Source organism: Microbacterium sp. CBA3102 (genome assembly GCF_007954505.1).
Taxonomy (GTDB): domain Bacteria; phylum Actinomycetota; class Actinomycetes; order Actinomycetales; family Microbacteriaceae; genus Microbacterium; species Microbacterium aurugineum.
In genome coordinates, this window is record NZ_CP042412.1 from 3,458,648 (window position 1) to 3,472,820 (window position 14,173).

Annotated in this window: 14 protein-coding genes; 5 read left to right on the forward strand and 9 right to left on the reverse strand. The window is 69.1% G+C overall.

Annotated features, from left to right (window positions below; translation table 11 throughout):
* Nucleotides 1–9 precede the first annotated feature (9 nt).
* Together FGL91_RS16650 and lpdA are read left to right on the forward strand one after the other, a co-directional pair.
* Entirely contained in the window at nucleotides 10–660 is a 651-nt protein-coding gene (locus tag FGL91_RS16650) for a copper resistance CopC family protein (protein ID WP_153244386.1), read from the forward strand.
* 9 nt (nucleotides 661–669) lie between these two features.
* Nucleotides 670–2,067 (forward strand): dihydrolipoyl dehydrogenase, encoded by a 1,398-nt coding sequence (gene lpdA / locus FGL91_RS16655; protein ID WP_047521923.1) that lies wholly within the window; start codon nucleotides 670–672, stop codon nucleotides 2,065–2,067.
* A 52-nt stretch (nucleotides 2,068–2,119) separates the two neighbouring features.
* On the opposite strand, the gene FGL91_RS16660 is transcribed toward lpdA, so the two are convergent.
* The 6 genes from FGL91_RS16660 to FGL91_RS16685 form a co-directional block, all read right to left on the reverse strand.
* Nucleotides 2,120–3,238 (reverse strand): FAD-dependent oxidoreductase, encoded by a 1,119-nt coding sequence (locus FGL91_RS16660; RefSeq protein ID WP_153244387.1) that lies wholly within the window; start codon nucleotides 3,236–3,238, stop codon nucleotides 2,120–2,122.
* The gene (locus FGL91_RS16665) at nucleotides 3,225–3,950 is read right to left on the reverse strand and encodes a methyltransferase domain-containing protein (RefSeq protein WP_153244388.1); all 726 of its coding nucleotides are present in this window, start codon (nucleotides 3,948–3,950) and stop codon (nucleotides 3,225–3,227) included. Before FGL91_RS16665 ends, FGL91_RS16660 begins: the two co-directional genes overlap by 14 nt.
* Complete coding sequence (locus FGL91_RS16670; RefSeq protein ID WP_047521919.1) at nucleotides 3,947–5,107, reverse strand: type III polyketide synthase; 1,161 nt, start codon at nucleotides 5,105–5,107, stop codon at nucleotides 3,947–3,949. The genes FGL91_RS16665 and FGL91_RS16670 overlap by 4 nt, the downstream gene beginning before the upstream one ends.
* A gap of 63 nt (nucleotides 5,108–5,170) precedes the next feature.
* A complete protein-coding gene (locus tag FGL91_RS16675) occupies nucleotides 5,171–5,785 on the reverse strand; it encodes a CYTH domain-containing protein (protein WP_153244389.1) in 615 nt (204 codons plus the stop codon).
* Complete coding sequence (locus FGL91_RS16680) at nucleotides 5,778–5,990, reverse strand: hypothetical protein (protein ID WP_047521915.1); 213 nt, start codon at nucleotides 5,988–5,990, stop codon at nucleotides 5,778–5,780. Before FGL91_RS16680 ends, FGL91_RS16675 begins: the two co-directional genes overlap by 8 nt.
* 49 nt (nucleotides 5,991–6,039) lie before the next feature.
* Nucleotides 6,040–6,510 carry a prepilin peptidase gene (locus tag FGL91_RS16685; protein ID WP_153244390.1) on the reverse strand — a complete coding sequence of 157 codons (471 nt, stop codon included), beginning with the start codon at nucleotides 6,508–6,510 and terminating at the stop codon, nucleotides 6,040–6,042.
* Nucleotides 6,511–6,639: 129 nt separating this feature from the next.
* On the opposite strand from FGL91_RS16685, the gene FGL91_RS16690 reads away from it, so the two are divergent.
* The 3 genes from FGL91_RS16690 to FGL91_RS16700 are packed head-to-tail and all read left to right on the forward strand — an operon-like array spanning nucleotide 6,640 to nucleotide 12,424.
* Complete coding sequence (locus FGL91_RS16690) at nucleotides 6,640–7,425, forward strand: hypothetical protein (RefSeq protein ID WP_227991690.1); 786 nt, start codon at nucleotides 6,640–6,642, stop codon at nucleotides 7,423–7,425.
* Entirely contained in the window at nucleotides 7,422–8,960 is a 1,539-nt protein-coding gene (locus tag FGL91_RS16695) for a DNA polymerase Y family protein (protein ID WP_153244391.1), read from the forward strand. The genes FGL91_RS16690 and FGL91_RS16695 overlap by 4 nt, the downstream gene beginning before the upstream one ends.
* Entirely contained in the window at nucleotides 8,960–12,424 is a 3,465-nt protein-coding gene (locus FGL91_RS16700; RefSeq protein WP_153244392.1) for an error-prone DNA polymerase, read from the forward strand. The genes FGL91_RS16695 and FGL91_RS16700 overlap by 1 nt, the downstream gene beginning before the upstream one ends.
* Before the next feature lie 30 nt (nucleotides 12,425–12,454).
* On the opposite strand, the gene FGL91_RS16705 is transcribed toward FGL91_RS16700, so the two are convergent.
* The 3 genes from FGL91_RS16705 to FGL91_RS16715 form a co-directional block, all read right to left on the reverse strand.
* On the reverse strand, nucleotides 12,455–12,838 hold the full coding sequence (locus tag FGL91_RS16705; RefSeq protein WP_047521905.1) for a hypothetical protein: 384 nt from the start codon (nucleotides 12,836–12,838) through the stop codon (nucleotides 12,455–12,457).
* Between the two features lie 286 nt (nucleotides 12,839–13,124).
* Nucleotides 13,125–13,499, reverse strand: coding sequence for a DUF2255 family protein (locus FGL91_RS16710; protein WP_134351575.1), 375 nt, complete (start codon nucleotides 13,497–13,499; stop codon nucleotides 13,125–13,127).
* A 71-nt stretch (nucleotides 13,500–13,570) separates the two neighbouring features.
* Nucleotides 13,571–14,173 (reverse strand): TetR/AcrR family transcriptional regulator C-terminal domain-containing protein, encoded by a 603-nt coding sequence (locus tag FGL91_RS16715; RefSeq protein WP_194239260.1) that lies wholly within the window; start codon nucleotides 14,171–14,173, stop codon nucleotides 13,571–13,573.

Consider the following 14,173-nt stretch of genomic DNA (forward strand, 5'->3'; position numbering starts at 1 on the left):
GGTGGAGTGGTGAAGACCAAAGCTCTGCGCCCGTCGGCCACCCCGATCGCCCTCGCCGCGACCCTGCTCGCCGTGTTCCTCGTGCTCTTCTCCCCGCTCTCGGCGTCCGCGCACGACGCGCTCGTGTCGTCGTCTCCCGCTGCCGACGAATCGGTCGAGACCGTCCCCGAAGAGCTCACGCTGACCTTCAGCGCCAAGCTCATCGACGGGGAGGGTGCGACGGAGGTCGTCGTGACCGCCCCCGATGGCACGTCGGTCACCGAGGGCGCGGCGACGGTCGAAGGCGCGATCGTCACCCAGCCCTTGCAGGGGTCCGGTCCGGCCGGCGAGTACCACGTGATCTGGAAGGTCGTCTCCAGCGACGGACACCCCACTTCCGGCGAGTACTCCTTCATGGTGACCGTCGGCGACGACGGGTCTGCGACCGCGGAGCCCACGGCGGCCCCGACCAGCGCAGCGCCGACGGCGGAGGAGACCACGGAGCCCGAGGCGACCTCGACGCCCACACCGGTCCCCGACGATGCCGACACGGGTTCCGCATGGGTCTGGGTGCTCGCGATCATCGCTGTCCTGGTCGTCGCCGGAGTGGTCATCTGGATCGTCGCGAGCCGCCGCCGAGGTGAGGCTCCGACCGATTCCGACACCCCGTCGGAGCGATAGGCTTAAGGCATGCCACACTACGACGTCGTCATCCTTGGTGCAGGTCCTGGCGGATACGTCGCTGCGGTTCGCAGCGCGCAGCTCGGTCTGTCCACCGCCATCATCGAGGAGAAGTACTGGGGCGGTGTCTGCCTCAACGTCGGCTGCATCCCCTCCAAGGCGCTCCTGAAGAACGCGGAGCTCGCGCACACCCTGAACCACAAGGCGGACTTCTTCGGGATCTCCGGCGAGTTCACGATCGACTTCGGCAAGGCGTTCGATCGCAGCCGTGAGGTCGCCGAGGGTCGCGTCAAGGGCATCCACTTCCTGATGAAGAAGAACAAGGTGACCGAGTACAACGGTCGCGGCACCTTCACCGGCCCGAAGGCGATCTCGGTCGCCAAGGCCGACGGCACGTCCGAAGAGGTCACCTTCGACAACGCCATCATCGCCACCGGCTCCAAGGTCCGTCTGCTGCCGGGCGTGACGCTCAGCGAGAACGTCGTCACCTACGAAGAGCAGATCATGACCCGTGAGCTGCCGAAGTCGATCGTCATCGTCGGCGCGGGCGCGATCGGCATGGAGTTCGCCTATGTGATGACGAACTACGGGGTCAAGGTCACGATCATCGAGTTCCTCGACCGCGCGCTCCCCAACGAGGACGCGGACGTGTCGAAGGAGATCACGAAGCAGTACAAGAACTACGGCGTCGACATCCTGACCTCCACCAAGGTGGAGACGGTCGTCGACAACGGCTCCTCCGTCACCGTCACCTACACGGGCAAGGACGGTCAGCAGTCGTCGATCGAGGCCGACAAGGTGCTGATGTCGGTCGGCTTCGCCCCGAACATCGAGGGCTTCGGCCTCGACAAGACCGGTGTGAAGCTCACCGAACGCGGCGCGATCGACATCGACGATCACATGCGCACGAACGTCGAGGGCATCTACGCGATCGGCGATGTGACCGCCAAGCTGCAGCTCGCCCACGTGGCGGAGGCACAGGGCGTCGTCGCCGCCGAGACGATCGGTGGCGCGGAGACGCAGACCCTCGGCGACTACCGGATGATGCCGCGTGCGACGTTCTGCTCGCCGCAGGTCGCATCGTTCGGGCTCACCGAGCAGCAGGCCAAGGACGAGGGGCGCGAGATCAAGGTCGCGACCTTCCCGTTCATGGCCAACGGCAAGGCGCACGGCCTCGGCGAGCCGGTCGGCTTCGTCAAGCTGATCGCCGACGCGGAGCACCTCGAGCTCATCGGCGCGCACATGATCGGCCCGGACGTCTCCGAGCTCCTGCCCGAGCTGACGCTGGCCCAGAAGTGGGACCTGACCGCACTCGAGCTCGCCCGCAACGTGCACACCCACCCGACGCTGTCGGAGGCGCTGCAGGAAGGCTTCCACGGCCTCGCAGGACACATGATCAACTTCTGATCCTCACATCACGAAGGCCCGGTTCGCAGAGTGCGGACCGGGCCTTCGTGCGTCACAGGCCGCGCATCGTGAGGAGCCCTGCCGTCCAGCCGCGCAACGGAGCGGACCCGAGTGTCCTCATCAGCATCTCCCTGCCGCGCACCACCGGCGCCGGGGCGGGCGCCCCCATCGCCATGTAGAACGCGGAGCGGCGCTGGGCCCGGGATGCCGATCGGCGCACCCGTCGGTCGTACGGACCCAGGTCCGGCACCGCGCCGGGCCGCGTGCCGGAGAGTCGTTCCGCGAGACGAACGGCATCGACCCACCCGAGGTTCATGCCCTGTCCGCCGATCGGACTGATCTCGTGTGCGGCATCGCCCAGAAGCACCACCCGGCCCTGATGGAGGCGCGTCGCCGCATGCTGTGCGGCGAGAAAGGGAGTGGGGGCGTCCGTGGCGGCCGGTTCGATGCCGATCCCGGTACGCCGCTCGATCGTCGCACGGAAGTCATCGGCGGTGCGAAGGGCGTCTGCACTGCCCCGCACCACCCATCGACGGCGACCACCGGGGAGGGGGAAGGACTCGACCAGACCCTCCGGCTCGCAGTGCAGGACGGCCCGGCTCTCCGACGTCGGCTCCTCGACATCGAGCATCGAATACGCGGCGCGTCCGGCCCGACGACGCCATCCGGCATCGAGCCCCTCACGCAGACGGCTCCGCACGCCGTCGGCCACCACGACCACGGCCGCCGAGATCATGCGGGTTCCCTCCGCGGAGTCCGCCGTGACGTGCACGGCATCCGCGTCCTGCCGGACGAGGCGCACGGCGCATCCGGTGATCAGGGCCTCCTCCGAGAGCGAGTGCATCCGGCCCCGCAGCAGCGCGCCGCTGCGCGGCTGCGGGAGGATCAGGACCGGACGATCCGATGCGAAGTCGACGGACGCCAGGGTGCGCCGACGACTGCGCACCTCCCCACCTTCGAGCCGAAGCGCCTCCGCGCGCACCTCGTCTCCGACGCCCGCAGCGTCCAAGGCGTCCAGCCCCGGGCGGTGGATGCCGATCGCCCTGGTCCGCTGATCCGCGTCCGCTCGACGTTCGCACACCACCACCCGCAGACCGCGCTGCAGCAGCAGGCAGCCCAGCAGCAGACCCACCGGCCCCGCGCCGACGATCAGCACGTCATGGTCGGGCATGTGCCCCGTCCCATCGCAGCTCCACGCGGAAGGGTGCACCGCCGCGTACGCTCCACCCGTCTGGGGCGACCGCCGCGAGCTCGGCGAGGGTGTAGGAGCGACGGATGCTGAGGAGCCCGTCCTCACGGATGAACGAGTCGGCGAGGAGGCTGCGGGAGATGGGCCAGGTGGCCGCGGCGAACAGGGCGTACGCGGTGTGGCTGCGGGCGATGTCGTGGTGCGCCACCACTCCGTCCGCAGCGACGAGGCGCACGGAGTCGCTGAGCACGCCCTGGAGCTCGGCGTCATCGAGGTGGTGCAGCACGTGGTTGGACAGCACGACGTCGTAAGTCTCCCCCGCGGCGACGAGCTCCGTGGTCAGCGCGCAGCGGTAGCGCACGCCCGCACCGCCATCATGCGCCGCTGCCCAGCGGATCGCACGGTCGTCGGCATCGAGCGCGGTGACCTCCGCCGAGAGACCGTCTCGACGCAGACGCCACGCGAGCAATCGGCAGAGGTCTCCCCCACCGGCCCCCACATCGAGGATCCGCAGTCGCCCGGTACGCGCCGCGCGAGGACGGATGTCGCGCCGATACATAGCCCCGGGCCGGGAGACGAGCGCGTTGACGAGACCGAACCGTCCGTAGGTCCGCGCCAGCTTCCGAGCGTCCGCATGCGGATCGTCCATCCGCTCGCGGACCTCCACATCTCGCAGCGTGAGATCGGGGCTCATGACCCGGTCGGCGCGACGACGGTCATCAGTGCGCTCTCGGCCGTGAGCCCCGGCCCGAAAGCCATCGCCGCCACGCGCTCTCCGCCGCTGGCCCCCTCATCCTCCAGGATCCGTTTGAGGACGAAGAGCACCGTCGCGCTCGACATGTTGCCGTTCTCCCGCAGGACCTCCCGCGCCGGGTGCAGCTGCGCGTCGCTGAGCTGCATCCGCTCCTGCACCCGGTCGAGGATGCTGCGGCCGCCGGGGTGGATGGCCCAATGCTGCACCTGGTCCCCCACCGTCCCGGCCTCGAAGGCTTCGGCCAGGCCATTTTCGGCCGAGTACAGCGGTCGAAGGGCACCGATGATCGTCTCCCCGATGATCTGCGGAACAGACGTCGAGAGGATCATCTCGAAGCCGGTGTCACCGATCGTCCAAGCCATGTCCTTCTCGCCCTCCGGCGCGATGGCCGTGTGGAAACGGTCCAGCTGCAGCGAGGAGGACGGCGACGGAAGATCACGGGACGTCACGATGCCGGCTGCCGCACCGTCGGCGAACAACGAGGACGCGACGATCGTGTCCGGGTCCTCGGAGGAACGCAGATGGAGTGTGCACAGCTCGACGCTGACGACCAGGACCACGGCGTTCTCATCGGCGGCGCAGAACTGGCTCGCCGCACGCAACGCCGGCATCGACGCATAGCAGCCCATGAAGCCGAGATGGAAACGCTGCACCGCATCGGAGAGTCCCAGTCCGCGGACGATCTCGTACTCCGGCCCCGGGGCGTGGAACCCGGTGCAGGAGACCGTGATGACGTGGGTGACGTCTTCGGGGCCGATCTCAGGATCGGCGTCGAGGGCCTGCCGCGCGACCTCGACGAAGAGCTTCGCCGCCTCCCGGGTGTACAGGTCGTTGCGTGCTCTCGTGCCGGGCGCGAGGAGCATCCCGGTACGACGGTCGAAGAAGACGGGGTCGGCCGGTTCCGACTCCAGCGACAGCTCATCGATCACGGTGTGCCGGGTGTCGATGCCCGAGACGTTGAACGACGTCGTCACGATCCGCTGCGCGAGCCGTCCGAGATCGGGCTGCTGCGCGAAGACGTCTCGCACCTGCTCCTGCACGAGAACGGTTTCGGGGACGATCGTCTGCAGCGATCGAAGCACAGGCGGTCGGCTCATGCTGTCACTCAAGCATGCGCCGCGCCCCTGGGGGAAGGGGTTGCGTTCGCGAGCGGCCTCTGCCTAGAAACCGAGCGCGCGAGCGAGCTTGGAGCCGGATGCCGATTCGCGGCCGCCCGCGGCGAGGACGGCGTGCTCCACGGCGTCGAAGAACGCCGTGCGCCGCAGCTCATCGTCAGGAGCGGCGGGCCCCAGCTCCATCTCCCACTCGCGCCATTCGCGCTGCACGCCGCCGCGGAGGTCGGTGGCCCGCACCCGGTCGTCGACGAACTCGGCCACGACCCCGTCCGGACCGCTGAGCAGATAGGCGGTGCGATCATTCTCGATGCGCGCCAGCGGGGTGAGCGGTGCGGTCGTCCAGGTCGCGACGGTCTCCGCGACGGCCGGAGGAAGGTCGTCACCGTCGCCGAGCGGCCAGCCGAGTTCGAGCCGGCCGTCGCCCTGGCGAGGACCCTTCACGTGCCAGCCCGCGTCCGGCCCGCCGGTACGACGACGCAGCGCCACGCCGGCACGGGCGAGCGCACCGTCGGCGGTGTCGAAGTATCGGGCGTCCAATGCGCGACCCTCGCCGGCGGTGACGGCGTCGACGCCGGGGATCGCGTCCCAGCGCGGCAACGGGGTCTCGATGTCAACGTCGTACTTGCGTTCGACCTCGACGGTGCGAGACGGTTCAGTCATCGTCGAGCGTGAGATCCTCGAGAGACTCCTCGAACCAGTAGTCGACCTCCGTGGGCCCGTCATCCGGACCGGTGTTCTGAGGCCCACCGCGGCGGTTGTACACCACCTGCGTCTCGCTGTAGGGGACGATCAGCTTGTCGTCCGCATCGCCGAGAGGGATGATCTGCCCGTCCAGCGGGCCGCCGTGAAGTCGTGCGAGTGCCATGTGCTCAGGGTAGCCCGTCCTCGCGGTGTCGGCACGAGGACGGGCGGATTCAGCCGAGGACGATGCCGAGAAGGGCTCCGGCGATCATCCAGGGCCCGAAGGCGATGCGGGTCGCCGCCGTCGCGCGACGCAGGAGGATGAGCGCCAGTGCGTAGAACGCGCCCAGCACGAATGCCGCCGCGGCACCGATCACGAGCGAATCCCACCCGTGCCACCCCAGCACAAGGCCGATCACGGCAGCGAGCTTCACGTCGCCGCCGCCCATCCCTGCGCGGCTGATCGCTCGCAGCACGGCATAGAACCCGCCGAGGATCACCAGGCCGAGGAGGGCGCGGAGGAGCGCGTCGCCGCGCCCGGTGAGGAGGGCGTCGACCGCGGTGAGGGCCACGAGTGATGCGAGCGTCGGCAGCACGATCAGGTCGGGCAGTCGGTGCGTGCGGGCGTCGATCACGATCAGCGCGCCGCCGACGACGACCAGAGCGACGTGCACGAGGGCGATGAGCGCGAACCGGATGTCCATCCCCGCAGGTTAGGAGATGGGCGGATCGCCCGCGTGGGCCCTGTGGAGAACTCGACGCGATGTCCGATGTGCGAACTATCGTCATCTGTGCGACTTGTTTTATTCGTACATACCTTCGAGAATGGACGCATGGTGATCGGGCTCGATGCGGTGACCTCGCTCTCTCCGGCGAGCGACTCCCGCGCGGGTGAAGTACTGCGACTGCGCCGCGAGATCAGCAGGATGCAACGACGTCGCAGCGAGCATGCGCTGCTCCCCCTCGATCCCGCCTTCGCGGCGCTCCTGCCGGAAGAGGGCCTGCAGACCGGCACGTCCTATACCGTCTCCCCCTCGCCGAGCCTGGTGCTCGCGCTGCTCAGCGCCGCATCCCGGAAAGGGCACTGGTGCGCGGTGGTGGGCATGCCCACGCTCGGCGTCGAAGCAGCGGCCGCGTTCGGCATCGACCTCGCCCGCCTGATCCTCGTGCCCACCCCCGGCGAGCGCTGGCTCGCGGCGACCTCCGCGCTGGCCGAGGTCGTGCCTCTGATCGTCGTCGTCCCCGGCACCCGGGCCGGAGACGCCGACGTCTCCCGGCTGAGCGCTCGCCTGCGTGATCGCGGCTGCACGCTTCTGGTCACCGAGTCCTCCGGCACCGGACGATGGCCGCAGAGCGAGGGCACGATACGCCTTCATGACCCGCACTGGCACGGTCTCGGCGCCGGCTGGGGGTTGCTCTCCGACTGCACCGTGACGGTGACGGCGCAAACACGACACAGCCCTCGCCCCTCGAGTGTGCGCGTGCAGCTGCCGGGAGGGCACGGCGCTCTCGAGGCCGTCGGGGCAGAGCTCACCGCACTCCCTGCGCTCTCGCCGGAGAGGTCCTCCCTCGGTGAATCTGCTCCCCCGGAGCTGTTGCGATGGGCGGAAGCAGGATGAACACCCCTCTCCGTGTCCTCGTGCTGTGGTTCCCCGACTGGCCGATGCGAGCCGCGCTCGGCGGCGCATCTCCACATCCGCCCACCGCCCTGGTGCAAGCCAACACGATCGTCGCCTGCACCGCCTCCGCCAGGGAGCACGGCGTCCGCACCGGTCAGCGCCGCCGAGTCGCGCAGGGCCACCTCTCCTCCCTCCAGGTGCTCCCGCACGACCCGGCCCGTGACGAACGCGCCTTCCTTCCCGTGCTCCAGCTCATCGAGAAGCACGCCCCGGGAGTCACCCTGCTGCGCCCCGGGCTCGCGATCCTCCGCGCCAGAGGCATCTCCCGCTATCACGGTGGGGAAGCGGAGGCCGCCGCGTCACTCGCCACCATCCTCGGAGAGGCCGGGTTCCCCGAGGTGCGCATCGGCATCGCAGACGGCCCCTTCACCGCCGAGATCGCCGCTCGAGGCCCGACGCCCTGGACGGTCGTACCGTCCGGCACCGCCCGGGAGTTCCTGGCCCCCTACCCCGTGCAGGTGCTGCGCGACGAACAGATCACCGGACTCCTCCTCCGGCTCGGCATACGCACCCTCGGCGAGTTCACCGCCCTCGCCGCGCCTGACGTGCGCGACCGCTTCGGTGAACACGGTGCGCGTCTGCACGCGCTCGCCGCGGGTGCCGACTCCCGCCCCCTGACCCCGCGCCCACCCGACCCCGAGCTCGTGCGCAGCGTCGAGTTCGACTCGCCGCTGGGCGGAGCCGATCAGATCGCCTTCGCGGTGCGGCAGACAGCCGACGCGGTGATGCTCGCTCTCGGGGAGGCCTCGGTCGTCTGCACGGAGGTGCGGATCGATCTGACCGACGACAACGGGGCGGTCTTCTCGAGATCCTGGCTGCACCCCACCTGTTTCGACGCCTCCGACCTCGTCGATCGGGTGCGCTGGCAGTTGGAGGCCTTGGCCACGCAGTCCGCGAAGGAACCGGTCGACGAGGCACGAGCGTTCGGCGGCATCACCGCCGTACGGATCACCCCCGCTGCTGTGGATGATGCCGCCCATCACCAACCGGGGCTCTTCGGCTCCGGCACCGATGAGCGCCTGCACCACGCGGTCTCGCGCGTGCAGACCATGTTGGGCCATCAGGGCGTGGTCACCGCGGCGATCTCCGGTGGTCGCTGGCTCGCCGACCGTCAGGTGCTGACCCCGTGGGGGGAGCGCGCCGTCCCTCCACGGGATCCGGGGTCGCCGTGGCCCGGCAGCCTCCCCGACCCTCTGCCTGCCGAGGTGTTCCACCCTCCGCGCCCCATCGGAGTCCTCGCCGCGGATGAGACCACGGTCAGCGTCGATGAACGCGGAGCCCTCTCGCAAGACCCCGCCCGCATCGACGGTGTCTCCGTGCAGGCCTGGGCCGGTCCCTGGCCCGTTCACGAACGCCGCTGGACCGCAGGGGGCGGAAAACGCGGGCATCGGCTCCAGATCGTCGATGACCAGGATCGCGCCTGGCTGGTCTTCCATACCGGCGAGCGCTGGTGGGTCGAGGGAAGGTATCGCTGATGGGCTGGCACAATCCGCCCCTGTCGTGGAACGAGTTGGAGCGCACCCTCAGCGGCGAGGAGTCCCCCTCGCCCCCTCCGGGCGCCGAGCCGAAGAACACACGGAGCGATCCCGGACCGGTCAGCCGTCGCCGCAAGCGCACTCCCCCCATCGGCATCCCCCGTCCGCACGATGCCGTGCCCTACGCCGAGTTGCACGCCCATTCGTCCTACTCGTTCCTCGACGGGGCCTCTTCCCCCGAAGATCTGCTCGCCGAAGCCGACCGCCTCGGACTGACCGCACTCGCGCTCACGGACCACGACGGCTTCTACGGTGCCGCACGCTTCGCCGAAGTCGCCGACCTCATGGAGAGTCCGCTGCAGACCGTGTTCGGGGCCGAGCTGTCCCTCGATCTGCCCGCGCCGCAACGAGGTTCCGCCGACCCCGCGGGAGAACATCTGCTGGTCCTCGCCAGGGGGAAGGAGGGGTACCACCGGCTTTCGGGGGCGATCACCGCGGCGCAGTTGCGCGGGGGCGAGAAAGGACGACCGGTATACGACCTCGACGATCTGGCCGAACGTGCAGGAGGCCACTGGACGATCCTGACCGGTTGTCGCAAAGGTGCCGTGCGCCGCGGGCTCGAAGCAGGCGACGGCCTCACCCCGCTGCGAACCCTGGTCGACCTGTTCGGAAGCGATCACGTCGCCGTCGAACTCTTCGACCACGGGGACCCGTTGGACACCCGCCGCAACGACGCTCTCGCCGGGCTCGCACGACGGATGCGGTTGCCGGTGGTGGCGACCAACAACGTGCACTACGCCACTCCTGCACAGGCGCCACTCGCCGAGGCCGTGGCTGCGGTCCGCGCGGTGCGGAGCATGGATGAGCTCGACGGCTGGCTGCCCGCGCACGGGGGCGCCCATCTCCGCAGCGGCGCAGAGATGTCGGCGCGCTTCCACCGGCATCCCGGAGCGATCTCCTACGGGCTCGAATTGGCGACGGCTTCCGCCTTCCCCCTGCGCCTGGCACGACCCGCGCTCCCGCAGCAGAAGGTGCCGGAGGGGCATACACCGATGAGCTGGCTGCGTCACCTGGTCTGGGCGGCCGTGCCGTCGAAGTATCCCCGCCTGGACGAGGAGGGCAAGCACCGGATCGCCCGTGAGCTGGATGTGATCGAGGAGAAGGACTTCCCCGGATACTTCCTGATCGTGCATGGCATCGTCACCGAGGCACGCAGACGCGGCATCCTCTGCCAGGGGCGAGGTTCGGCTGCGGCGAGCGCGGTCTGCTACCTGCTCGGGATCACGGCGGTCGACCCGATCCTCTACCGTCTCCCCTTCGAGAGGTTCCTCGCGACCACGCGGACGGAGGAGCCTGACATCGACGTCGACTTCGACTCCGACCGTCGCGAGGAGATCATCCAGTGGGTCTACCAGGAGTACGGCCGGGAGCGGGCGGCCCAGGTGGCGAATGTCATCCAGTACCGGCCGAAGAACGCGGTGCGCGACATGGCCAGAGCGCTCGGTCACTCCCCCGGTCAGCAGGACGCCTGGTCCCGCCAGGTCGACGGCTGGGGTGCGGGGCTGGAGCCGGCCGAGGACCACGACATCCCCGAGAACGTGCTCGCCTATGCCGGCGAACTGCTGAAAGCCCCCCGCCACCTCGGCACCCACTCCGGCGGCATGGTGCTCACCGCTCGTCCGGTCGGCGAGGTCGTACCGGTGGAGCATGCGCGCATGGAGAACCGCACCGTCATCCAGTGGGACAAAGACGACTCCGCGTTCATGGGGCTCGTGAAGTTCGACCTCCTGGGCCTCGGGATGCTCGCCGCCCTCCAGCACTGCTTCGATCTGATCCGACAGGCCACGGGTGAGGAGTGGCGGCTCGAGACCATCCCCAAGGAGGAGCCCGCCGTCTACGACATGCTCTGTCGCGCGGACTCCATCGGTGTCTTCCAGGTGGAGTCCCGCGCACAGATCGGGCTGCTCCCCCGTCTGCAGCCGCGGAGCTTCTACGACCTCGCCATCCAGATCGCCCTCATCCGTCCCGGCCCCATCCAGGGCGGTGCGGTGCATCCGTTCGTGCGGCGGAAGATCGCCAAGGACCGGGTCGACGAGGAGAACCGGGAGCGCGCACGGCGTGGTGAAGACCCCTTGGAGTTCACGATCCCCTACCCGCACAGCGATCTGGAAGACATCCTGAAACGCACGCTGGGCATTCCGATCTTCCAGGAGCAGCTCATCCAGATGGCGACGGCGATCGGTGACTGCACCGCGGATGAGGCCGACCTGCTGCGGCGCGCCATGGGCTCCAAGCGCGGGCTGGAGAAGATCGAGAAGGTCAAGGACAAGCTCTACGCGGGCATGAGCAGACGAGGGCTCGATGCCGACGCCGCTGACCGGATCTACGCGCAGATCCAGGCGTTCTCGAACTTCGGGTTCGCCGAGTCGCACTCGCTGTCGTTCGCCCTGCTGGTCTACGCCAGCTCCTGGGTGAAGCTGCACTATCCCGCCGCGTTCCTCGCCGGGCTGTTGCGCGCGCAGCCGATGGGCTTCTACTCCGCCGCGACCCTCACTGCGGATGCACGGCGGCATGGAGTGGAGGTCCGTCGGCCCGATCTGCACCTGTCCGGAGCGACGGATTCGTTGGAGCCGCTCGCCGATGACTCCGAAGGCGGACCCACCGGCCGGACGCAGTGCCTCGCCGCTCCTCAACCTGCTGTCCTCCGCTTCGACCGGGAGGCTCCCGACGAGTCCGCTGCCCACCGCAGGGACGGCGGATTCGCGGTGCGACTGGGCCTCAGCGGCATCCGGGGGATCGGTGTGCCGTTGGCGGAGAGGATCGTCGCGGAACGTGACGCACACGGTCCTTACCGGGATCTGCACGATCTGGTGCGGCGTACGGATGCCACCGCCGCACAGCTGGAGGCCCTCGCCACGGCAGGGGCCTTCGACTGTCTGGGGCTGGAGCGCCGAGAGGCGATCTGGCTGGCCGGAGCCGCGGCGGACGACCGCTCACGCTTCCTCCCGGGGACCACGGTCGCCGTGCAGCCTCCCCTGTTCGCCGACCAGACCAGCTACGAGCGTCTCTCCGCCGATCTCTGGGCGACCGGCGTGTCCACCGATGACCATCCGATGGCGCATTTCCGGGAGGCACTGCGCACCCGCGGGGTGCTCACCGCCGTCGATCTGCAGAGCCACGAGGTCGGTCGGCGCATCGAGGTCGCGGGACTCGTCACTCACAGGCAACGACCGGCGACGGCCGCCGGGATCACCTTCGTGAACCTCGAGGACGAGAGCGGTCTGGTGAACGTCGTCTGCTCGGCAGGGGTCTGGAACCGCTACCGTCGCGTCGCCCGGGATTCACCGGCTCTCATCATCCGCGGCATCCTGGAGCGGTCGAGCGAGGGGGTGGTCAATGTGCTCGCCGACGGGTTCGAGGATCTCCGCACCGGCCTCACACACCGGTCCAGGGACTTCCGATGAGCGACGGGAGCCCTGCACCCGGCTTCGGCGTCACCAGAAGCGTTCGTGTTCCTCGGGAGGTGGACGGTCGGCGCCGCCCCATCTGTCGGCCTCGGCCTTCGCGGCATCCGCGGCGGCGTCCGCGCCACGCAGAGCGCGCTTCGCTCCGGTCGCCCCCGGACCGATGGGATCGACGAGCAAAGAGGTGCGGGAGTCGGCTCCCCCGATGGTCACCGTGCACTCCAACACACGTCCGATCCACCGAGAGAGGTCGCCACTCGGATCCTCTGCACGTCGGTAGCGGATACCGGTGTCGAGGTCGACGATGGACAGGACCACAGGCTCCCCGGCGAGCGGGTCGATCTGCTCCGTCACCTCGACCCGGTGCCCATGAGCGATGGCGACCTGCGCGGCGACGACGAGCAACCTGTCCATGTGTCCACCCTAGGCAACGCCGCCCGGAAGGCAACAGAACGTCTCAGCGAGAAAGTTCCGAAAATATCTTTGTCCCCCAAATGGCGGACAAGACGATTAAGCGATACTCTGCTCACGTAGCGGGGGCTACGAGGCTGATGGACTGGGGATTCAGCCGTGAGCGCAGCGAACTTCGCCGCCTCCCCCACCGTCCGGGAAGGACGGAGAGCCCTCTCGACGATACGTCTGGGGCGGATCGTTCGGGAGGGCCCACTCCCGCGCCGCACCCGACGCCTCGGAACCGCACTCAGTCGATCGGGATGACCTCGAGGGTGTTCGACCGCACCGGCTCCTGCCCCATCTCCGGCGCGTAGGGGCTCGGCGTGTACTTGTCGAGGTACTCGGCATCGATCGCCACGTTGGTCGCCTCGTCGGTGACGGGCTCGAAGCGGACGTCCTTCGTGATGCCGCCCGCCGACACACGCCCTCGCAGGCTCGCGAGAGCCGGGGCGTACCACTTGCCGGCAAGGCCCGTGTAGGAGCGAACGAACAGGCGGCCATCCACGGCGACCGCCCAGATGCCGACCGTCTTCGGCGTCGTGCCGTCTGCGAGCTGCGCGGAGAGGTCGAACATCTCCGGCGCGGCGATGCGTGCCAGCTCCTCGGGGTTCCAGGTCGTCATGAGTCCTCCTCGAGATCGGTGGGTGAGGCAGAGTGCATGCTACGTCAGATCGAGGAGGATCTCACGATCGCTCACCGGGTGAGCCGTGCACGCAGGGAGTCGATGAGAAGACCGACGCCGAGCTCGAACGTGCGATCCGATCGCGCACTCCCCTGTTCGGCTCCGTCGATGAGCCGACTGAGAGTGCGCGTCTCGCCCTCGGGCTGCCAGATCTCGTCGGGTGAGGCGAGGTCGAGACCGAAGCCGATCGCGAAGGCGTCGAGCACGGCGATGACCGAGAGCACCTCATCTTCGGGAAATCCCCCGTCGACGAGCACCGATGCCAGGTCGTCGTACACGGCGATCACCGCGGGGCTCGTGATCGTCTTGCCGACCAGCAGGGGCACGAGCTGCGGATGATCCGCGTACATCCGGCGTTGCGTGCGGAGCATCACGTGCAGGAACTCGGGCCAGGGCTCACCCCGCCACTCGACGCGGTATTCCTCCACGAGCCTGCCGCGCATGAGCTCGAGGATCTCATCCATGCCGTCCGCGTGGTTGTACAACGAGGACGGCCGCACGCCCAACTCGCGCGCGATCGCGTTGACCCCGAACGGCTTCCCCGCCTTCGCGAGCGCCAGCCCGGCGGATCCGATGATCTCCGGAGAGAGCAGCGGGGACGAAGGCCTGGGCAT